Below are 20,495 nucleotides of genomic sequence, written 5' to 3'. Positions count from 1 at the left end.
TTATTTTTCTTTTGTGGAGAAAATAAACGGGTGAGGGATCAACAGCGGCACATATAGCACATGCAATAAGCAGGCGCGGTACCGTTTTGGGCATTAATTAAAATTTGCGGAAGAAGGGTGTTTTTTAAATTATCCATGTTGTTAATTTATATTTCCCGGGATATTTACCGGGCCAGGAATTGGCACCTATCTCTAACCTTAGAGGGTTGCCAGTGGGTCATTGAGCCTGATCTCTCGCCACTTCTTTATAAATCAAAACCGTATGAGGGAATTGATCATGGTATTGCTACCGAGCTGCAAATATATATGCTGATAGGTAAAAGTGCAAATTTTTTAAGCCAAAGCTTGTTCTAAGTCGGCTATTAAGTCATCAATATGCTCCAACCCGACAGATACCCGCAGCAAATTAAACGGTGTTTTAGTATCCGGGCCTTCGATCATAGCACGGTGCTCAATCAAACTTTCTACACCGCCTAAGCTGGTGGCTTGGGTAAATAGTTGTAGCTTATTAATAACACGGTGCGCTTCTTCTTTGCCGCCATTTAAGCAAAATGATAATACCCCGCCAAAGCTTTGCATTTGCTGTTTGGCAACCTCATGATTGGGATGCGATGGTAAACCGGGGTATAACACGCGTTCAACTTTTGGAAGCTGTTGTAAGTATTCCGCCAGTAGCTGTGCATTACTTACATGACCGCGTACACGGTACGGCAGTGTTTTCAAACTACGTGCCAGGTAATAACAATCCTGCGGAGAGGGGATAGCGCCGCCCATTTCTTGTACGGCACGGATCCTGGCCCACCAGTCGCTTTTTTCTGCAGTAATTAGAGCCCCGCCCATTAAGTCACTGTGCCCGCCAAAATATTTGGTGCTGGAGTGCATAACTATATCGGCACCTAAGGTTAATGGTAGCTGGCAAATAGGGGTTGCAAAGGTATTATCGCACACCACTTTAATGTTATGCTGTTTTGCTGTCGCGACGATTTTTTTGATGTCGCTTATTTTTAATAATGGGTTTGATGGGGTTTCGATCCAGATTAGTCCGGTTTCGGGTTTGATGTGGGCATTTAAAACAGCCTCATTATTCACATCAATAAAATCAAACGTTAAAATGCCGGCGAATAAAGTTTTAAGCTGGTTACGTAACCCATGATACATATCATCGGGCGCAATAACATGCGTACCTGGGGCCAATGACTGAAATACAGCCATGCCCGCCGCGTTGCCCGATGAAAAGGCTGCCGCATCTGCCCCTTGCTCTAACTGAGCTAACACATTTTCTAAGGAAGTGCGGTTAGGGTTTGAAGCCCTGCTGTAAATGTAGCCATCGGTATAACTACCGTCCGCGTTACGGATAAACGTAGTTGATAGAACTATCGGTTGTATAACGGCTCCGGTAGCGGCATCGGCATGGTTGCCGGCGTGTATGGCAATGGTTTCTGTTTTCATATTAAGCATATCAAATTACCATATTATTTACCATAATACTGTTACAATTATGTAACTTTATGTACTTAATAACCAATTTAAGCAGACATGAACTTTTTTAAATATATAACCTTAAGCATGCTTTCGTTGATCGTGCTTATTTCCTCGTGCACCAAAAAGGACGCGGTTACTAATGACTACGAGAAAAGTTTAAAAGCTTTTGAAACGTTTAAATCAAACGCAAATAACAACTATTCATACGTTGCAGTACAACGTCCTTTAAACTTTGCTTATTCGGAAACCAAACTAACCATTAAAAATGGCCAGGTTACGACCCGAGATTACTGGTTTTACGAATACAGGGTCAGTAATAATACCGGTGCCTACTACCTAAGTACAGAGTGGCACGAAAACGAAAAAACCCTAAACAGCCATGGCGGAGAAGGTGCCAACCTTTATGCTTTAGATGATATTTACTCGTTTACCAAAACTACCTGGTTAACACAGGCTAAAGATCGTTACGATATTTTCTTCGAAGCCGGTAACAACGGCATGATATCAAAAGCAGGCTACCAACGTAAAAGCGGCTGCCTTGAAGGTTGTTTTATTGGCGCCGAAATAAAATCTATCATCAAAACTAACTAACGGCCTGCTACTGTAAGATAAGCGTCATACTATTTGTTTAAACACGGGTTATATATAGCAAAGCACTGCAAAATTGCAGCATTTTGCTACCTTTGTTTAAACGTTTTATTAAATGGAAGTACCAGGTAATTTACAGGTATTATTACAGGATCCGGGCTTATCTGCTGATTTAAAACGCATTGCAGAAAAAGTACTCCACAACGAGCGCATCACTTTTGATGAAGGTGTGATCCTCTACGAAAAAGGCGAACTAAGCTACCTTGGCGTATTGGCCAACTACATTCGCGAAAAGCGCCACGGCAACACAACTTATTTCAACCGCAATTTTCATATCGAACCCACCAACCTTTGCGTTTACGACTGCAAGTTTTGCTCGTATTCGCGCCTGCTGAAACAGAAGGAGGAAGGCTGGGAGTACACCATGGACGAGATGTTCGATATCGTAAAAAAATACGATAACGAACCCGTTACCGAGGTACACATTGTAGGTGGCGTGTTACCACAGTATGATGTGCCGTTTTATGTCGAGCTTTTTAAACGTATCAAAGCGCATCGGCCAGATCTGCACGTGAAAGCATTAACGCCGGTTGAATATCACTACATCTTCAAAAAAGCTAAGATAGACTACCCCACCGGCATGAAAATGATGCTGGATGCAGGCCTGGAATCTATCCCCGGCGGTGGTGCCGAGATCTTCCACCAGGAAATACGCGACCAGATTGCCAAAGACAAATGTACCGCCGACCAATGGTTAGCTATACACGAAGAATGGCACAAACTGGGTGCACGCTCAAACGCTACCATGCTTTACGGCCATATTGAGCAGCACTGGCACCGGGTTGACCACATGGAACGCCTACGCCAGTTGCAGGATCGTACGGGTGGTTTCCAAACGTTTATCCCGTTGAAGTTCCGTAATAAGGATAACCAGATGTCTAACGTGCCCGAGGTTCCGGTGGTTGAGGATTTGCGTAATTATGCCATATCGCGCATTTACCTGGATAATTTTGATCATATCAAAGCCTATTGGGCCATGATCAGTCGTACTACGGCACAGTTATCGCTAAACTTTGGGGTTGATGATATTGACGGTACGCTGGACGATACCACCAAAATATACAGCATGGCAGGCGCCGAAGAACAAACCCCGGCCATGAGCACCAAACAACTGGTTGAACTGATAAAACAGGTAGGCCGTTACCCTATAGAACGCGACACACTATACAACGTAGTTACCGACTATAACGACTACCAGTTTGAAGCCGAGCAAAAGCCACAGTTTTACAGGCTGCCGGTGATAAACTAGTCATCAGTCATTGGTCATTGGTCATTAGTAAAGTTTACAATGACAACTGACCAATGACCAATGACCAATGACTAATGACTAAAATGAAAACACTATACATCGTCCGCCACGGGCAAACAGATTTAAATAAGTTAGGCATAGTGCAAGGCCGGGGCCGCAACACCGATCTGAACGAGGAAGGACAGCTGCAGGCAAAGCAGTTTTTCAACGCTTATAAAGCTGTGCCTTTTGATAAGATCTATATTTCTGAACTTAAGCGCACCCAGCAAAGTATACAGCCGTTTATTGACCTGGGTATTCCTTACGAGAAACTTGCAGGACTTGACGAGCTTGCATGGGGTATTTACGAAGGCCAACCCAGCACACCCGAAACCAAAGCAGCGTTTTTACAATTAATGCGCGACTGGGTTGCCGGCAAACTGGATACCAAGTTTGAAGATGGCGAAAGCCCCAACGAAGTAAAAAAACGCCAGTTGGAAGCTTTGGAAGTGATCATGAGTCACCCGGAAGAACAGACGGTTTTAGTATGTATGCACGGCCGCGCTATGCGTTTATTGTTGTGCCTGCTTACCGGCAAACCTTTAACCGAGATGGATAGCTTCCCGCACCAAAACCTGGTATTGTATAAGGTAACGCACGATGGCGGGAAGTTTGAGATCGTAGAATTTAATAATGCCGATCACCTGAAGATCGCTTAAGAAATACCTGTGAATAACATAAAAATATCTGCCGTTAGCTACACTAACACCAAACCCTTTTTATACGGATTACAACACAGCGATATCATCAACAAGATAAACCTTAGCCTGGATATTCCTGCCGATTGCGCGCAGAAACTGATAGACGGCACGGTTGATATCGGCCTGATACCCGTTGCTGCTACGTTAAATCTTCCCGAATGGCATATCGTATCTAACTACTGCATTGGCGCAGTGGGTGCAGTTAATTCGGTTTTTATTTTTAGCAATTGCGAGATAAATAAGGTGACACATCTACAGCTCGACCCCGAATCGCGCTCATCAAATAACCTGGCGCTGGTACTGCTGAAAAATTACTGGAAGGTTAAACCCGAGTTAATAACAGATGCGGCCGACTATTCAACATCCACCCAAAAAAATACGGCCTTTGTACAAATTGGCGATCGCACCTTTGGCAAAACAGAACAATACCCGTTTGTGTATGACCTGGCCCAGGAATGGCAAAAGTTTACCGGCCTGCCATTCGTGTTTGCCGCCTGGATAGCCAACAAACCCATCCAACAGGAATTTATAACCGAACTGGACGAAGCATTACAATACGGCTTAAACCACAGGGCAGAGGTACTGAAAGAAATTCCGCCCCGCGCAGACTTCGACCTGGAAGATTACCTGATGCATAAACTGGATTTTAATTTGACTGAGGACAAGAAAAAAGCACTCCATTTATTCCTCGACTATATAAAGGCGCTGTAATTGCCATTTAAATGTCTGCTAACTGTAAAAGAGGCGTTACAATAGGGTAGCGCCTCTTTTTTTGGGCCGTTTTTAATCTACTTATTGTACAAAATACACCATTATATTTTTGTTATTGTAATAAATACACTAAGTGTTTTGCAATTTTTTTAACGACACTTCAATTTTGGAGGGTGATAATAACACTTTCGCAAAAATTTCGTGTAATTTGTACACTAAGTAATTGCACTTTACATTTGTATCGGATTTAAAATTTAAGAAACTATGAAAAAATTATTTATAACCGCAGCTATCGCTACCATGTTTAGCTTTGCTGCATTTGCAGATGGTGGTAAAAAAGTTAAAACTGACGATGAAAAAACAGTTACTTACGCTGCCCTTAACCAATTTGAAGCTGATTTTGATGCAGCTGCAAACGTTACCTGGACTGTAAGTTCAAACTGCCAAAAAGCTACATTTACCATTGATGGTCAAAAATATACAGCATTTTACGATTTAAGAGGCGAATACCTGGGCCGTACCCAAACTATCGCTTACGCGTCTTTGTCAACTGCCGTTAAAAATCAAATAGCAAAAAATTACAAAGATTATACTGTAACCGAGGTTATCAAATTTGAAACTCAAAATGATAAAGAGCCGGTAGTAGTATTTGTAAACATCAAAAACGCTAAAAGCGAGGCTATTCTGTCAGTATCAACTAACGATACCGTACAGTATTTCCAAACTGTAAAGTAATTTACCCTAATTAATTACAATTGCCCTGCGGCCTATGGTTGCGGGGCTTTTTGTTTTTATGCTGTCGCGAAAGTCAATTGTATGTAAAGTCTATATAAATACTAGTTTATTTTGTATTTAAGGTTTGCTTTTTAAAATCATCGGGCTAACTTTACTTCATCAATCACATAAAAAATACAAATACCATGAGTTTACGATTAGGCGATAAAGCACCAAACTTTAAGGCAGATACTTCAGTAGGAGAGATAGACCTGTATGAATACCTTGGCGATGGCTGGGGCGTATTATTTTCGCATCCGGCAGATTATACACCGGTTTGTACTACCGAACTTGGCCGTACCGCGGCTTTGCAGGATGAATTTGCAAAACGCAATGTAAAAGTACTGGCACTAAGTGTTGACTCGGCCGAATCGCACCGCAGTTGGATAAAAGATATTAACGAAACACAAAATGTTGATGTACAATTCCCGATAGTGGCGGATGAGGATCGTAAAATAGCCGAGGCTTATGACATGATTCATCCAAATGCTTCGGTAAACGCAACCGTGCGTTCGCTGTTCATTATTGGTCCGGATAAAACTATTAAACTGATCATAACTTACCCGGCATCAACCGGCCGTAACTTTGTTGAAATATTACGGGTGATAGATTCGCTGCAATTAACAGCATACCACAGCGTAGCTACACCAGCCGACTGGAAAGACGGCGAAGACGTGGTTGTAGTGCCTGCAATTAAAACCGAAGACATCCCGGCAAAATTTCCTAAAGGTTTTACAGAGGTTAAACCGTACTTACGATTAACCCCACAACCCAATAAATAATTTTATTTGGTTATATAATATTTTTATATATTTGATGTAGCACGCTATATTATACCGCTGATTATTAATACCATTTGTATTCAGTTAGGCTTAATTATACATGTTTAACACAATTTTTTAATACGAATATTATATTTATGAAAACTGGAAAAGTAAAATGGTTTAACACTCAAAAAGGCTTCGGCTTTATCATTACCGAAGAAGGTAAAGATCTTTTTGTGCACTTTAAAGATGTACAAGGCGGCGTAAATGCTATTAAAGACAACGACACAGTAGAGTATGACGTTGAAGAAGGTAGAAAAGGCTTACAAGCAGTAAACGTTAAAAAAGTATAAATAAGTGCTTAACCAAAGAAATTAAAAACCTCTGTGAACAACAGAGGTTTTTTTTTGCCCTAAAATTTAAATTTATATTACATTAGCCCTACCAATAGTAAACTTAAGTCATGACGCAAGCCACTTTAGCTAATCCTAAAAAGAATGTTTTTTTCCTGGTGCTGGTAGCATCACTGGGCTATTTTGTTGATATCTACGACCTGGTGATATTTTCAATCGTACGGGTACGTAGTCTGCAGGAAATAGGTGTAACACCCGATAGGATAGAAATTGATGGCAATTACATCATCAACATGCAAATGTTCGGCCTGCTGCTGGGAGGTTTGATATGGGGTGTAATGGGCGATAAGCTGGGCCGTATTAAAGTATTATTCGGGTCGATATTTTTATACTCGGTAGGTAACATCATTAATGGCTTTGTGCACGATGTGCATAGCTATGCCATCATTCGTTTTGTAACAGGCATAGGCCTGGCCGGCGAATTGGGCGCAGGTATAACCCTGATTAGCGAAACCCTAAGTAAAGAACGCCGCGGCTATGGTACCACCATTGTAGCCATGGTTGGCCTTTTAGGCGCGGTAGCTGCCGCCATGGCCGGCAAATACGACTGGCGTATAGCTTACTACATTGGCGGCGGCCTGGGCGTGTTGTTGTTGCTGCTGCGGATGGGCACCTTCGAATCGGGCATGTTTAAAAACATATCCGATAAGGATGTATCAAAAGGCAATATCCTGTTGTTGTTTAATAACCGTAAACGTTTCCTGAAATACCTGTATTGCATATTAATTGGCGCACCACTGTGGTACGTAGTAGGGGTACTGGTAACCAAAGCACCCGAATTTGGCGTTGCGCTGGGCGCTAAAGAGCCTTTAAGCGCCGGCAGTGGTATTATGTACACTTATATCGGTATTTCGGTAGGGGGCATATTTGCGGGCTTATTGGCGCAGTACACGCGGTCGCGCAAAAACACCATGTTCATCTTTTTATTGCTGTCGCTGATAAGCGCTATGTTTTACCTGAGCGCCAAAGGCATCACCACGCCGCAGTTTATTTGGTTATGCTTCTTTATGGGTTTCGCGGTAGGTTATTGGGCAACATTTGTTACCATAGCTTCCGAGCAGTTTGGCACCAACATCCGCTCCACCGTAACCACCACCGCGCCAAACTTTGTGCGTGGCTCGTTGATACCTATCAACTTTTTCTTCACCTTCCTGATGGGCCACTTCGGCCGTGTCAACGCAGGGTACATCACCATGGTTTTATTAACCGCTATTGCGCTGTTTGCCACCAGCCAGTTAGAGGAAACCTTTGATAAGGATCTGGATTATATTGAGGATGAGGGGGCGAATATGCCGAGTTGATAACGTAAGTTTATCAGTTATCATGAGAGGTCTTACATATAGAAATAATAAAACCACTTTACCAGGATGGGTTAATGACTTGCATCTGAGTCAGCCTTGGGGCTACGCTTACGAAACGGATACGCATTTTGTGCATTTATATGGTAAAGGAGTTCCTTATCATATAATATCACAAGGATTAACTGCGATTGAGGCTAAAACAGGTACGTTAGAAGAATGGATAGAAAAAACTTTTGGCGCTACAGATGTACAGGCGCTTGATGTAGAAGTTGGTTTTTCAATTACGGGAGTTTGGAGGCCGTGTCTTTACTACTACGTAGATACTTATGAAGCGTTGGGTTGTTCTGAAAATGAGATGAAACTATCAGAACGATCTTTGCGCCTTTTGTTAGACAAACTTGACGAGTTATTTTTTTATATTGAACCTGATGAGAAGTGCCTCGATTCTTACAGCAATAAATCTCGAGAACTTTTAATCTTAGCATGTACAGAAATAGAGAGTACTTGGAAATTTTATATGCAATTAGCCAATTGCAAGCCTACTAATGGCAAGCAATACACAACCAAGGATTATGTCAAACTTTTAGATAAACTTCATTTAAATGACTTTCAAGCAACTTTGCGAGGTCAAATGTCGCTAGCTCCTTTCAAGCCGTTTAAAGATTGGCTCGTATCCAAACCGTCCGAGTCGTTGAGTTGGTATGATGCTTATAATAAAACTAAGCATGATAGGTCTAATCATCTATCGTCGGCTACATTAAGGAACTGTATTAATGCAATAGTAGCTAACCTCGTTATGTATTGTGTAAGATTCAGCCCATTTCCACTACTAGAAGGCAACAATATTTTTTCGACAATGGTAAATGAACATTTTCAATTTAATATGACTGAGCCGAATAGGAAGACTTTTTACGTACATGAGTTCAAAATCCCAAACGGAACGAGATCGGATTTAGTCGTATTGGCGCCGCGTGACTTAGGCTGGGCAGAACCTTTTAAGCAAGTGCCATTAGTACTTTAGTCAAATATTTGACATTCTGTTAGTCCGGATTTATAATCCCGGACTAAAGAGCGGCGGATTTGCAATCCGCTACCGTAATGCCAGAAGCCGCACACCGAGGATTGCAAATCCTCGACTCGGGAGTCCGGGATCGCAGATCCGGACTAACATTTAATGACTTTTAGGGCGTATTCAACCAAAACACTACCTTTGCCCTCAATGATAACCAAAGAACAAATAGCCGCCGACTACCAGCAGATACAGGATGAAATATGTGCCGCGTTAGAGGCGGTTGACGGCAAAGCAAAGTTTGAGGAAGAAAAATGGGAGCGCGAAGGCGGCGGCGGCGGTCGTACCCGGATCATTCAGAATGGTAACATTTTTGAAAAAGGCGGCGTAAATTTTTCTGCTGTAGAAGGACAACTACCTGATGTGATCAAAAAAAGCCTGAAGATAGACCAGGATGATTTTTTTGCGACGGGCGTATCTATTGTTATCCACCCTAATCATCCTTTGGTGCCAATCATCCACATGAACATACGGTACTTTGAAATGCCATCAACCTTTGCCGCGGGCCGCGAGCCGGTACGCTGGTTTGGTGGTGGTATTGATCTGACGCCGCATTACGTGGTGGTGAATGATGCAAAGTTTTTTCACCAGTCCTTAAAAGCCGTGTGTGACCAATACAGCAACGAGTTTTATACCCGCTTTAAAGCCTGGGCCGATGACTATTTCTACATTAAACACCGTAACGAAACCCGCGGCATAGGCGGCATATTTTACGACAGGCTAACTGCTAATGAAAAACTAAGCTGGGAAGATATCTTTGAATTTTCAAAAGCGTTGGGCCGTTCATTCATCCCAACTTATACCGAACTGGTTAATCGTCACAAAAACGAAAGCTTTACCGAAGACCAACAGCTGTGGCAATACCAGCGCCGCAGTCGCTACACCGAATTTAACCTGGTTTATGACGCAGGTACAAAGTTTGGGCTGGAAACCAACGGTAGGATAGAATCGATACTGATGAGCCTGCCACCAACGGCTAAATGGCTGTACAACTACCAACCAAAAGCCGGCAGCGAAGAGGAGAAAACCATTTCGTTATTAAAAAAAGGTATCAACTGGGCGTAGTATGAAAAAGATGATCGCGCTGTTAGCGGTAATTGTGGTATTATCGTCGTTTTATAAAGCCGAAACACTGAGCGGCACGTGGCAATACGCTGGCGGCTACAGCAAAGGCAAATTTTTCGGCCCGCCCAAAGCCTATAAAATGCAGCGCACCTATACCGATAGTACTTTTGAAGCAAACGCGCTGGAAGCAGGGGAGCCACCGCTGAGATACGAATCGGGTATCTATACTTTAACACCTGATAGCTGCATGGAAACGCAGACCTTTGCCTTACAGGATCAGCAAATGGTAGGCAAAACAGTGCGGTACCGCTACGTAGTTCGTAAGGACACCCTGATGCTGAAAGGCACATTACCCAACAACACCGAGATAGTAGACTACTGGATAAAAGTAGCTGCCGCTAAGCGTAACACAGGTGCACTACCGTACTAATACACTAGTACACCAATAATCTAGATAAAAATCTGATTATTAATTTATTATAAGGTGTAGCGCTACAATTGAAAAGTGTAGCACCTGTAGCGGCTACGCATAACGCGCTACACTGCGCCCTTAAATTCGCTGTAATTTTTCTATTAAACCCGCTCGCGCTCAAGCCCTTTGAAGCGGTAATGTGGAGTATTCTGTAATTGTTGAAAAAAACCTCGGGTATCTGCCCAAATAGGCCAGTTGTGGAGCCATTTTGTTAGTAAAAAACGGCCATAAAATGAATGATTTTATTAACTTCGCCAGTTAGAAACAGAGACCGATTTCAACCAATAAATTACAAGAAGAATTAACAGACAAAAATTAAGATGGCTGAAGGAACAGAGAACGATAATTCGAGTAACGAAGACAAAATAATTTCGATAAATATTGACGAGGAAATGCGAGCGGCGTACATTGATTATTCAATGTCGGTTATCGTATCAAGGGCATTGCCCGATGTGCGCGATGGTTTAAAACCGGTGCACAGGCGCGTATTGTTCGGTATGCTTGATCTGGGTTTGAGCAATAATAAACCTTATAAAAAATCTGCCCGTATTGTGGGTGAGGTAATGGGTAAGTATCACCCGCACGGCGACTCTTCAGTATATGACACCATGGTGCGTATGGCGCAAGAGTGGAGCTTACGTTACCCGTTGGTCGAAGGCCAGGGTAACTATGGTTCATTAGATGGTGACAACCCTGCGGCAATGCGTTACACCGAGGCTCGCTTACAAAAAATTGCCGAGGAAATGCTGGCCGATATTAACAAGGACACCATCGACTTCCAGCTAAACTTTGACGATTCGTTAGAGGAGCCAACCGTATTACCATCAAAGTTCCCTAACCTGCTGGTTAACGGTGCGTCGGGTATCGCGGTAGGTATGGCCACCAACATGGCCCCGCATAACCTGAGCGAAGTAATTGACGCCACCGTAGCTTACATTGACAACCGCGATATTGAAGTTGCCGAGTTGATGAAGCACGTTAAAGGCCCCGATTTCCCTACAGGAGGTATAATTTACGGCTTTGACGGTCCGCGCGAGGCGCTGGAAACCGGTCGTGGCCGCGTGGTATTACGTGCCCGTGCCGAGATCGAAACCTATGGCAGCGACCGCGAGCGTATTATCGTTACCGAAATCCCGTACCAGGTTAACAAAGGCCTGATGATCGAACGTACCGCCGAGTTGGTAAACGATAAAAAGATCGAAGGTATATCAGCCATTCGCGATGAATCGAACCGTGAAGGTATCCGCATAGTTTACGAAATAAAACGTGAGGCCAATGCCGCGATCGTGCTGAATAACTTATTCAAATACACCTCCTTACAAACCTCATTTAGTGTAAATAACATCGCACTGGTACATGGCCGCCCAATGCTGCTTAACCTTCGTGATCTTATCCATCACTTTGTTGAGCACAGGCATGAGGTTATCGTTCGCCGTACCAAATTTGAATTGGCTGAAGCCCAAAAACGCGCCCATATACTAGAGGGCTTGCTTATAGCTTTGGATCATCTGGACGAAGTTATCAAGTTGATCCGTGCTTCACAAACGCCTGATGAGGCCCGCGAAGGCTTGATGGCCAATTTTGGTTTAACAGACATTCAGGCACGCGCCATTTTGGATATGACCCTAAGAAGGTTAACCGGACTGGAGCGCGATAAGATCAAAGACGAGTACGAGGCCCTGATGAAATTAATTGATCATTTAAACGCTATCCTTGCCGACGAAGGCCTGAGAATGCAGATCATTAAAGATGAGTTGGCTGAAGTAAAAGATAAATATGGCGATGAGCGCCGTACCGAAATAACCTACTCATCTGCCGAAATGCAGACTGAGGACTTTATCGAGGATGAGAACGTTGTTATCACCATTTCGCATGAAGGTTACATCAAACGGACCTCTCTTACCGAATACCGCAGACAAAGCCGCGGTGGTAAAGGTGCCATAGGCAGCAATAGCCGTGATGAAGACTTTATCGAGCACTTACTGATCGCTTCGAACCACAATTACATGTTGTTCTTTACAGAATCAGGGCAATGCTTTTGGTTACGAGTTTTTGAAATACCGGAAGGCTCACGCACTTCTAAAGGCCGTGCTATCCAGAATATCATCAACATACCAAAAGAAGAAAAGATCAAGGCGTATATTAAAGTTGTTAACCTGAAAGATCGCGAGTATCTGGAGAACAACTTTATTATTATGTGTACCAAAAAAGGTGTGATCAAGAAAACATCTTTAGAGGCTTATTCTCGTCCGCGTGCTAATGGCATCAACGCTATCAATGTAAATGATGGTGACTCATTACTAGAAGCAAACTTAACTACCGGTAACAGCGAGATCGTTATGGCGCTTAAATCTGGTCGTGCTATACGCTTTAACGAAGCTACAGTTAGGCCGATGGGACGTACCGCGACAGGTGTTAGAGGTATCAGCTTAGATAGCGATAATGACGAGGTTGTTGGTATGATCAGTATTGATAATCCGGAGACTACGGTATTGGTAGTATCTGAAAAAGGTTACGGTAAACGTACCGATATTGACGACTACCGCGTTACTAACCGTGGCGGTAAAGGTGTAAAAACTCTTAGCGTAACTGAAAAAACCGGAAACCTTGTTGCCATAAAAGGTGTTACTGATATGGAAGATCTGATGATCATCAATAAGTCAGGCGTAATTATACGTATTGCTATTAGCGAATTAAGGGTAATGGGCCGTGCTACGCAAGGTGTTAAACTCATTAGCTTGAAAGGCAATGACGAAATTGCATCAGTAGCTAAAATTGAGCATGATGAGGAAGAGGAAAATGAAGTAAGCGATGAGTTGAACGAAAATAGCGAATCAAGTCCGGATGCCGATGCTGAATCTTCATCAGAAGAAACAACAGAATAACAAAACAAACTATATATGACGGGACGTAAAATTGCTTTATCGGTTTTACTATTAATATTTACCGCACCCATGGCTTTCTGCCAGTCGGAAGTGCTGAAGGGTGTGGTAAATAGCCTGGCATATTATAAGCAAAGGGGCGAGGTTAGGTTTTTAGGCAACGCTAAAAAATCAATTGACAGCCTTATGGCCATCGGCAAAAACTCCCGCGATCTTCAAAAAAACGTATATAGCGCCGTAATTAATTGCGCTATACTATACACCGATTCCACCAATAAGCTCAATCAACCCACAGATTTTTTCAGAAAAACTACCGACCTGGTTGACAAGTTGGAGGCTGATAAACAAATATTCAGGTACGAAACCGAGATGAGTTTTGCTAAACGTTGCCTGGCAAACGTATACATTCGTAAGGCATTTACGTATGTGCGTATCTCTGATTTCAGCAATGCGCAAGCGCTGTTTTCAAAAGCCAGTAGGTATGTTCCTAATTTTGAGCAGTTGAATGCTTACATGGCTTATACCAATAGCAAATTAGGCAACTTACAGGCCGCAGCTAAGTATTATGATGGCTTATTTAAATCAGACACTTTAAAAGTTGAGTATTTTGAAGCCGCCTCAAATATTTATCAATCGGTAGGTGATACGGCACATGCGCTGGAGGTGATCAAAAAGGGGAGGAAGCTGGTACCAAACGATAAAAACTTATTGCTGGACGAGGCCAATATTTACAGCAATCAAAAAAATTACAAAGCGTTGGAGCCATTATTGGTGCCGCTGCTTGATATTAATGCAAATAACCCCGATATTGTTTTCGTAGCAGCTAACTGCTATGATCAGCTATTTAACTATGATAAAGCAGAGTCGCTTTACTTGCATGTAATCGACCTTAATAGTTCAGCGTTTAACCCGGTATTTAATTTAGGACTACTGTACGTTAAAAAAAGTGAACTGAAAAAAGAAGACAGCGAAAAAAATATAAACAGCGCTATACAATGGCTGGAAAAAGCTAACGAAATATCGCCAAATGATGTGCGATGCCTGGAAGTATTGAAGCTGTTGTACACAAAAACCAATAATAAATATCAAATAGAGAAGTTAGATAATAAATTAAAACAGTTAACCAATCAATAAATTAAGAGATGAAAATTAAATTTTTGATGGCGGCAGGTATATTGGGCCTTGTTTCCACAGCATCATTTGCGCAAAAAAACGAACTTGATAAAGCCAATGAGGCCTTCGGAAAGGTAGATGCCTTAAGAGGTACCCCACTGGCGGCCGCCAGCTTAACTCAGGCAAAAACTTCTATTGACAAAGCCTCGGTTCACGATAAAACTAAAGACTTGCCGATGACCTATGCGTTAAAAGGCGTTATATATGCATTTTTAGCAGCACAAGATACTGTGGAGGCAACGTCAAAACCAAATTTTGATATAGCTGATGCCGCTTTAACTAAAGCTGAGCAGGTTGATACAAAAAAAGAGTTCAAATCATATGTTGAAAATGGCAGAAGCAATTTGGCTCAATATCAATTGAACAAAGGTGTAAAAGATTACCAGGCTAAAAAATATGATCTAGCGTATGATGCATTTAACTATTATCGTACTGTAATGCCCGAAGATACTAACGCTATTTACTACACAGCATTAGCAGCGAGGCAATCAAATAAAATCCCGGAAGCGCTTACCAATTACAAAAAACTGGTAACTACAGCTTACTCTAAAAAAGAAGACATCTATTTAGATATTTCAACGATCTATCTTCAACAAAAAGATACTGTTGCTTCTTTAAAAGCTGTAGGAGAGGGTATCGAGAAATTTCCAAACAACTCTGACCTGAGAAAAAGAGAAATTGAGATTGGTTTATTAACCGGCAAACAACAGGAAATTATTGGCAAAATTGAAGCAGCTATTGCTAATGACCCGAAAAACAAAAGTTTATATTACTACGCAGGTTTAACAAATGCGCAGTTTGCTGACGCGGTAGCCAACAAACTGAGAAAAGAAACAGATGCTGCAAAAAAAGCGGCTTTGGTTGCTCAACGTGCTAAAGACTTTGCCAAAGCGTCTGACATGTTTAAAAAAGCGTTGGAAATTGATCCAAACTATACCGATGCCATCTTAAACTTAGGTTATGCTACTTTAAGCCCAGGTATTGATATGTACAATGCAGCTAACCAGTTAACCAAACAAAAAGATTATGATGTGGCCATGGCTAAAGCCAGTGCACAGCTGGAACTGGCTAAACCATGGATATTAAAAGCTGTTGAGCTTCAGCCAAAATCTGAAGATGCATTAGCTAATTTGAAATTGTATTACTTAGGTACTAAAAACACTGCACAAGCTAACGAAACTCAAAAGAAGATCGATGCGCTAAAAGCAAAATAAGGGGAGCACATTGCAACCCATAGTAAGCCCGGACATAATAATCCGGGCTTACATTAAAATATTGTACTTAACATAATGTTAATTATGTGAATTTTATAAACCCAGCTACCAATAGCTATATATCTGGTCTTGGCTGTCGCGTTATCTATGATCTATTGAAACGCTACCTGGTAATCGTCAATAAAAAAGCCCGCAACAAATTGCGGGCTTTTTTATTAAAACTTTCCAATTTACATTGGCGGTTTCTTGGTTGTATCTGTAACAACTTTTTTTGCTGTATCGGCCATTGGTGGTGTTCTGTTGGTATCCATAACCATCGGTGATACTGCAGCCGGCGAATCTGCAACGGCTACAGCTGTATCTGTGCCGGATGCCGATTTTTCAGAACTGCATCCAAATGCAATTGTACCAAGCATGCCGGCTACAATTGCTAAACTTAAAATGTGCTTTTTCATAGGTGTTTTTATTAATTATCCTTATTTACAGTATAATAACCGTGCCATTTGAAATCTGTTGAAATATTTTTCATCAAATTTTCATCAAAAATCAAAACGGTGTAACAATGTTTGCTTTTAATTATTGATATTTAGCTATCATGCTGGTATCCGAAGGTTTATTGAAATGGGCTATGCGCTTCTACCCTCCTCTTTTCTTTCAGCGCATTTGGGTGCAACATTTTGATAAAGGATTTACAGGGGTAAGAGTTAAAATAAGCAAGAGCATTTTAAATCGCAATTACAATAATTCTATATTCGGAGGGACATTATTTGCTGCCGCCGATCCGTTTTTACCGCTGTTGTTTCATCAGCACTTTACCAAAAAAGGCTATAAATTAATAGCCTGGTCAAAATCAGCACAAATACAATTTTTAAAGCCTGGCTTAGGCTCACTTTACTTTACCATTAGGTTATCAGCCGAAGAAATAGCCGAAGCGGAACATGTACTAAACACCGGCGGCCGCTACGTAAAAGCACACCCGATAGATATTGTAGACAAAAAAGGCGAGGTATGCGTTACCTTAATGAATGAGGTTTATGTACGCAATTTAAACTATATTGAAAGCCAAAGTGATGAAGGTATTTATGAATGACGAAGCATTTGCAAAAAAAGGATATCAAATATCAACAGACAAACGCCTGATAGATTTTGACGTTGTTTATAATTACCTGGATCAGGATTCTTATTGGGCAAAAGGCATCCCACCGGAAAGACTAAAAAGGGCGATAGAAAATTCTATTTGTTTTGGTGTATATTATTACAACAACCAGGTGGGTTTTGCAAGGGTAATTACAGATAAAGCCACTTTTGGCTACATTGCAGATGTTTTTGTATTGCCGGCTCATCGCGGCCTGGGTTTATCTAAATGGCTGATCCAATCTATTAAACAATACGATGAGTTTGAAGGATTAAGAAGATGGTCATTAGCCACAGCAGATGCGCATGGCCTTTACACACAGTTTGGATTTACGCCTGTAAGTAAACCCGAGCTTTGGATGGAAATATTTACACCGTATTTGGCATCTAAACCTATAGAAAATGAGCATTAAGAAACAGATTTTTGAAGGCGAAGGTGTAACCTTAGATTTTAAAAAAACCATTACCAGTTGCGAAAAAATAGCTCGTACTATGGTATCGTTTGCCAATAATAAAGGCGGGCGTTTGTTAATTGGCGTAGCTGATGATGGCACCATTAAGGGGGTTAAATCTGAGGACGAAGAGCGCTATATGATCACCAAAGCCGCTCATATGTTTTGCCGCCCTGCACTGGAGCCTAAGTTTGAAGAGGTGTATGTGGATGATAAACTGGTACTGATTGTTGATACGGCCGAAAGTAACTTGAAACCCCATTACGCGCTTGCCGAAGATGGTAAATGGTGGGTTTACGTGCGGGTGAAAGATAAAAGTGTGCTAGCAAGTAAAGTGGTGGTTGATGTACTAAAACGATCAGGCGATAGTACAGGTGTATTGATAGAATATTCGGATAAAGAACGTAAGTTATTAGATTACTTAACGACTAATGAGCGTATTGATGTGAAACAATATTGTGATTTAATTAAAGTTGGCCGTCGTGCAGCGCAGCGTATCCTGGTTAACCTGGCATTATCAGGTGTAGTACGTATACATACTACCGAAAAAGAAGAATACTACACTGCGGCGACTGATCAATAACACCGTCCGTGCAATAATTTCATAATTTTGCACGGCCTACCGATGCGTGCAAAATGAAAGCTATCTACCAAAAATACAAAGAATACTACCGTGATAATCTTAAACTGGCTATCCCTGTTGTGATATCGCAATTGGGTCATACGCTGGTTCAAACTTCGGATACGATCATTGTTGGACACTTTTCAGGCACGGTTAGCCTGGCGGCTGTATCACTGGCCAACAGTATTTTTGTGGTGCCTATGGTCATTGGCATAGGTATCTCCTATGGCTCCACTCCTCTTATAGCGCAAAATAACGGCCGTGGCGACTTTAAAGAATGCGGACAACTATTATCCAACAGCTTATTTATTAACCTGCTTAGCGGCATTGCTTTGTTTGCTATAATATCAGTTGGTTCGGTATACCTGTTAGGGCATCTGGATCAATCTCCGCAGGTGGTTGCCGAAGCAAGGCCGTTCTTAACCTTGTTGGCGCTATCCATTATCCCGATGCTTATTTTCAACACCTTTAAGCAGTTTGCCGAAGGGCTTGGCTTCACCAAACAGGCCATGATGATATCCATCTGGGGTAACGTGCTGAATATTTGCCTGGGGATAATTTTCGTTAAGGGCTTATTTGGCGTAAAGCCAATGGGTATTACCGGCGTAGGTTACAGTACGTTAATTGACCGCTGCTTAATGGCTTGCGTAATGGGATATTATGTTTTTAAGTCGAAGAATTTTAAAGCGTACTTAACCACTTTCGCCATCAAAAATATCGATCGTGTTCGCTGCCTTAAAATATTTGGTATTGGCGGCCCTGTTGCTTTACAATATGGCTTTGAGGTAAGTGCTTTTAGTGCTGCGGCGGTAATTATGGGTAGTATTGGTTTAGTACAATTGGCTGCCCATCAAATAGCAATTAGTATGGCATCTATCACCTATATGATGTCGAGCGGGTTGTCGGCTGCGGCAGCTATCAAGTCCGGTAATTATTTTGGTGCTAAAGATCATTATAACCTGCGCCTCTCAACAAATGCGAGTTATCATGTTGTTATTGTTTTTATGTCGATAACAGCTTTGATATTTACTGTTGGATGTAATATGCTGCCATGGATATATACTTCAGATAAGAACGTTATAAGTATTGCAGCACAATTACTTATCATAGCAGCACTATTCCAGTTGTTTGATGGTACACAGGTAATTGGCCTGGGTGTTTTACGGGGTGTGGGCGATGTAAATATACCTACCGTTATCACTCTTATAGCCTACTGGGTAATGGGACTTCCGCTGGCTTATTTCCTGGGCATTTATCTTAAATGGGGAGGCCAGGGCGTTTGGTATGGCTTAACATTCGGGCTTGCCATATCTGCCATTTTACTTTACATCAGGTTTAGGATCATCAGCAAACATCACCGCGATAAAACACCTGTAATTATAGCACAGGATTAAAAGTACAGTTCGTTAGCTACGCGATACGAATTACAATGCGCCTCCACAATATCCTTTATCTGCGGCGAGTAACCGCCGCCCATGCTAACCTGCACCGGGATATTATGCTTAATGGCTTGCGTGAAAACAAAATGATCGCGTTGTTTGCAGGCTTCTTTGCTCAGGGCAAGCTTACCTAATTTATCGGTTGCTAAAACATCAACTCCCGCCAGGTAAAATATAAAATCAGGCTGTTGTTTGGCTATCAGTCCGGGCATGGTATTGTACAAAATATTCAAAAACTCATCATCGCCAATACCATCGGGTAACGGAACATCAAAATTTGATATTTCCTTACGGGACGGGAAATTATTGACGCCATGCATGGAAAATGTAAATACCCTTTCCTCATTTTCGAAGATCTGCGCAGTGCCATTACCCTGGTGCACATCTAAATCAATAATGAAGATAGACTTAGCTAAATGATTATTTAACAAATAATTAGCAGCTATAGCCTGATCATTTAACAAACAAAAACCCTCACCCCAATTGGTGCCGGCATGGTGCGTTCCACCGGCCACGTTAAATGCAATACCGTGCATAAAGGCATACTTACAACCATCAATTGTTCCCTGTGCTATTTTACGTTCGCGCTCAACCAAACGGGCAGATAATGGAAACCCAATGCGCCGTTGATCTTTAGCCGAAAGCGTTTCATCGCGGAGGTGATGCCAATATATTTTATCGTGCGTAGCGAGGATATCAGCTTCGCTCACAAGATCCGGCGAAAACAGATTAGCTTGAGTTATCAACCCTTCATGCAGCAACTGTTCGGGTATAAGCTCATATTTAAGCATCGGGAAACGATGCCCTTCGGGTAGCGGATGTGCATATATTGGATCAAATGCGATTTTAAGCATGAAATATTAGTTATAAGCAACTTTTATTAACCTGACG

General features: G+C 42.0%; 21 protein-coding genes and 1 riboswitch. Of the genes, 18 read left to right on the top strand and 3 right to left on the bottom strand.

Features of this window, described 5'->3' with window-relative positions:
- Positions 1 to 143: 143 nt before the first annotated feature.
- Positions 144 to 254: riboswitch (SAM riboswitch) on the bottom strand.
- Positions 255 to 333: 79 nt separating this feature from the next.
- On the bottom strand, positions 334 to 1,449 hold the full coding sequence (locus AC59JT_RS08400; RefSeq protein WP_497397709.1) for a trans-sulfuration enzyme family protein: 1,116 nt from the start codon (positions 1,447 to 1,449) through the stop codon (positions 334 to 336).
- Positions 1,450 to 1,536: 87 nt separating this feature from the next.
- On the opposite strand from AC59JT_RS08400, the gene AC59JT_RS08395 reads away from it, so the two are divergent.
- From AC59JT_RS08395 to AC59JT_RS08330, 14 genes are all read left to right on the top strand, one after another.
- Positions 1,537 to 2,073 (top strand): hypothetical protein, encoded by a 537-nt coding sequence (locus tag AC59JT_RS08395; RefSeq protein ID WP_497397707.1) that lies wholly within the window; start codon positions 1,537 to 1,539, stop codon positions 2,071 to 2,073.
- Between the two features lie 112 nt (positions 2,074 to 2,185).
- Positions 2,186 to 3,379, top strand: coding sequence for an aminofutalosine synthase MqnE (gene mqnE / locus AC59JT_RS08390; protein ID WP_497397705.1), 1,194 nt, complete (start codon positions 2,186 to 2,188; stop codon positions 3,377 to 3,379).
- An 83-nt stretch (positions 3,380 to 3,462) separates the two neighbouring features.
- A complete protein-coding gene (locus AC59JT_RS08385) occupies positions 3,463 to 4,077 on the top strand; it encodes a histidine phosphatase family protein (RefSeq protein WP_497397703.1) in 615 nt (204 codons plus the stop codon).
- A gap of 9 nt (positions 4,078 to 4,086) precedes the next feature.
- Positions 4,087 to 4,830: a menaquinone biosynthetic enzyme MqnA/MqnD family protein gene (locus tag AC59JT_RS08380; RefSeq protein WP_497397701.1), complete on the top strand. Its 744-nt coding sequence runs from the start codon at positions 4,087 to 4,089 to the stop codon at positions 4,828 to 4,830.
- A gap of 264 nt (positions 4,831 to 5,094) precedes the next feature.
- Entirely contained in the window at positions 5,095 to 5,565 is a 471-nt protein-coding gene (locus AC59JT_RS08375; RefSeq protein WP_497397699.1) for a hypothetical protein, read from the top strand.
- A gap of 185 nt (positions 5,566 to 5,750) precedes the next feature.
- Positions 5,751 to 6,386 carry a peroxiredoxin gene (locus AC59JT_RS08370; protein WP_497397697.1) on the top strand — a complete coding sequence of 212 codons (636 nt, stop codon included), beginning with the start codon at positions 5,751 to 5,753 and terminating at the stop codon, positions 6,384 to 6,386.
- 137 nt (positions 6,387 to 6,523) lie between these two features.
- Complete coding sequence (locus AC59JT_RS08365) at positions 6,524 to 6,721, top strand: cold-shock protein (protein ID WP_497397695.1); 198 nt, start codon at positions 6,524 to 6,526, stop codon at positions 6,719 to 6,721.
- Positions 6,722 to 6,831: 110 nt separating this feature from the next.
- Positions 6,832 to 8,082 carry an MFS transporter gene (locus AC59JT_RS08360; protein WP_497397693.1) on the top strand — a complete coding sequence of 417 codons (1,251 nt, stop codon included), beginning with the start codon at positions 6,832 to 6,834 and terminating at the stop codon, positions 8,080 to 8,082.
- A 22-nt stretch (positions 8,083 to 8,104) separates the two neighbouring features.
- The gene (locus tag AC59JT_RS08355; protein WP_497397691.1) at positions 8,105 to 9,103 is read left to right on the top strand and encodes a hypothetical protein; all 999 of its coding nucleotides are present in this window, start codon (positions 8,105 to 8,107) and stop codon (positions 9,101 to 9,103) included.
- Positions 9,104 to 9,301: 198 nt separating this feature from the next.
- Positions 9,302 to 10,216 carry an oxygen-dependent coproporphyrinogen oxidase gene (gene hemF / locus AC59JT_RS08350; protein ID WP_497397689.1) on the top strand — a complete coding sequence of 305 codons (915 nt, stop codon included), beginning with the start codon at positions 9,302 to 9,304 and terminating at the stop codon, positions 10,214 to 10,216.
- Between the two features lies 1 nt (position 10,217).
- Complete coding sequence (locus AC59JT_RS08345) at positions 10,218 to 10,646, top strand: hypothetical protein (RefSeq protein ID WP_497397687.1); 429 nt, start codon at positions 10,218 to 10,220, stop codon at positions 10,644 to 10,646.
- Between the two features lie 362 nt (positions 10,647 to 11,008).
- Complete coding sequence (gyrA, locus tag AC59JT_RS08340) at positions 11,009 to 13,573, top strand: DNA gyrase subunit A (RefSeq protein WP_497397685.1); 2,565 nt, start codon at positions 11,009 to 11,011, stop codon at positions 13,571 to 13,573.
- Between the two features lie 15 nt (positions 13,574 to 13,588).
- Entirely contained in the window at positions 13,589 to 14,704 is a 1,116-nt protein-coding gene (locus AC59JT_RS08335) for a tetratricopeptide repeat protein (RefSeq protein ID WP_497397683.1), read from the top strand.
- An 8-nt stretch (positions 14,705 to 14,712) separates the two neighbouring features.
- On the top strand, positions 14,713 to 15,957 hold the full coding sequence (locus AC59JT_RS08330) for a tetratricopeptide repeat protein (protein ID WP_497397681.1): 1,245 nt from the start codon (positions 14,713 to 14,715) through the stop codon (positions 15,955 to 15,957).
- A gap of 230 nt (positions 15,958 to 16,187) precedes the next feature.
- On the opposite strand, the gene AC59JT_RS08325 is transcribed toward AC59JT_RS08330, so the two are convergent.
- The gene (locus tag AC59JT_RS08325; protein WP_497397679.1) at positions 16,188 to 16,412 is read right to left on the bottom strand and encodes a hypothetical protein; all 225 of its coding nucleotides are present in this window, start codon (positions 16,410 to 16,412) and stop codon (positions 16,188 to 16,190) included.
- A 140-nt stretch (positions 16,413 to 16,552) separates the two neighbouring features.
- Between AC59JT_RS08325 and AC59JT_RS08320 the strand changes: the two genes are divergently transcribed.
- From AC59JT_RS08320 to AC59JT_RS08305, 4 genes are read left to right on the top strand one after another with little or no spacing between them, the layout of a single operon-like run.
- A complete protein-coding gene (locus tag AC59JT_RS08320) occupies positions 16,553 to 17,047 on the top strand; it encodes a PaaI family thioesterase (RefSeq protein ID WP_497397677.1) in 495 nt (164 codons plus the stop codon).
- Positions 17,028 to 17,504, top strand: coding sequence for a GNAT family N-acetyltransferase (locus AC59JT_RS08315; protein ID WP_497399351.1), 477 nt, complete (start codon positions 17,028 to 17,030; stop codon positions 17,502 to 17,504). The genes AC59JT_RS08320 and AC59JT_RS08315 overlap by 20 nt, the downstream gene beginning before the upstream one ends.
- On the top strand, positions 17,494 to 18,126 hold the full coding sequence (locus AC59JT_RS08310; RefSeq protein WP_497397675.1) for an AlbA family DNA-binding domain-containing protein: 633 nt from the start codon (positions 17,494 to 17,496) through the stop codon (positions 18,124 to 18,126). Before AC59JT_RS08315 ends, AC59JT_RS08310 begins: the two co-directional genes overlap by 11 nt.
- A 53-nt stretch (positions 18,127 to 18,179) precedes the next feature.
- Positions 18,180 to 19,559, top strand: coding sequence for an MATE family efflux transporter (locus AC59JT_RS08305; protein ID WP_497397673.1), 1,380 nt, complete (start codon positions 18,180 to 18,182; stop codon positions 19,557 to 19,559).
- Here the strand turns inward: AC59JT_RS08305 and AC59JT_RS08300 are convergent.
- On the bottom strand, positions 19,556 to 20,458 hold the full coding sequence (locus tag AC59JT_RS08300; protein ID WP_497397671.1) for a histone deacetylase family protein: 903 nt from the start codon (positions 20,456 to 20,458) through the stop codon (positions 19,556 to 19,558). The two genes, AC59JT_RS08305 and AC59JT_RS08300, sit on opposite strands and share 4 nt — an antisense overlap.
- Positions 20,459 to 20,495: the final 37 nt, after the last annotated feature.

This window comes from Mucilaginibacter sp. A3364 (assembly GCF_059690715.1).
Note: the sequence above shows the minus strand (reverse complement) of the source record. Positions and strands in the feature narration are given on the sequence as shown.

Bases quoted from the DNA above. Each gene is read 5' to 3' on its own strand.
- AC59JT_RS08400 (WP_497397709.1), bottom strand. From the start codon at position 1,449: ATGAAAACAGAAACCATTGCCATACACGCCGGCAACCATGCCGATGCC.
- AC59JT_RS08385 (WP_497397703.1), top strand. From the start codon at position 3,463: ATGAAAACACTATACATCGTCCGCCACGGGCAAACAGATTTAAATAAG.
- AC59JT_RS08365 (WP_497397695.1), top strand. From the start codon at position 6,524: ATGAAAACTGGAAAAGTAAAATGGTTTAACACTCAAAAAGGCTTCGGC.
- AC59JT_RS08325 (WP_497397679.1), bottom strand. From the start codon at position 16,412: ATGAAAAAGCACATTTTAAGTTTAGCAATTGTAGCCGGCATGCTTGGT.
- AC59JT_RS08370 (WP_497397697.1), top strand. From the start codon at position 5,751: ATGAGTTTACGATTAGGCGATAAAGCACCAAACTTTAAGGCAGATACT.
- AC59JT_RS08355 (WP_497397691.1), top strand. From the start codon at position 8,105: ATGAGAGGTCTTACATATAGAAATAATAAAACCACTTTACCAGGATGG.
- AC59JT_RS08375 (WP_497397699.1), top strand. From the start codon at position 5,095: ATGAAAAAATTATTTATAACCGCAGCTATCGCTACCATGTTTAGCTTT.
- AC59JT_RS08345 (WP_497397687.1), top strand. From the start codon at position 10,218: ATGAAAAAGATGATCGCGCTGTTAGCGGTAATTGTGGTATTATCGTCG.
- AC59JT_RS08330 (WP_497397681.1), top strand. From the start codon at position 14,713: ATGAAAATTAAATTTTTGATGGCGGCAGGTATATTGGGCCTTGTTTCC.
- mqnE (WP_497397705.1), top strand. From the start codon at position 2,186: ATGGAAGTACCAGGTAATTTACAGGTATTATTACAGGATCCGGGCTTA.
- AC59JT_RS08315 (WP_497399351.1), top strand. From the start codon at position 17,028: ATGAAGGTATTTATGAATGACGAAGCATTTGCAAAAAAAGGATATCAA.
- AC59JT_RS08320 (WP_497397677.1), top strand. From the start codon at position 16,553: ATGCTGGTATCCGAAGGTTTATTGAAATGGGCTATGCGCTTCTACCCT.
- AC59JT_RS08310 (WP_497397675.1), top strand. From the start codon at position 17,494: ATGAGCATTAAGAAACAGATTTTTGAAGGCGAAGGTGTAACCTTAGAT.
- AC59JT_RS08360 (WP_497397693.1), top strand. From the start codon at position 6,832: ATGACGCAAGCCACTTTAGCTAATCCTAAAAAGAATGTTTTTTTCCTG.
- hemF (WP_497397689.1), top strand. From the start codon at position 9,302: ATGATAACCAAAGAACAAATAGCCGCCGACTACCAGCAGATACAGGAT.
- AC59JT_RS08335 (WP_497397683.1), top strand. From the start codon at position 13,589: ATGACGGGACGTAAAATTGCTTTATCGGTTTTACTATTAATATTTACC.
- AC59JT_RS08395 (WP_497397707.1), top strand. From the start codon at position 1,537: ATGAACTTTTTTAAATATATAACCTTAAGCATGCTTTCGTTGATCGTG.
- AC59JT_RS08300 (WP_497397671.1), bottom strand. From the start codon at position 20,458: ATGCTTAAAATCGCATTTGATCCAATATATGCACATCCGCTACCCGAA.
- AC59JT_RS08305 (WP_497397673.1), top strand. From the start codon at position 18,180: ATGAAAGCTATCTACCAAAAATACAAAGAATACTACCGTGATAATCTT.
- gyrA (WP_497397685.1), top strand. From the start codon at position 11,009: ATGGCTGAAGGAACAGAGAACGATAATTCGAGTAACGAAGACAAAATA.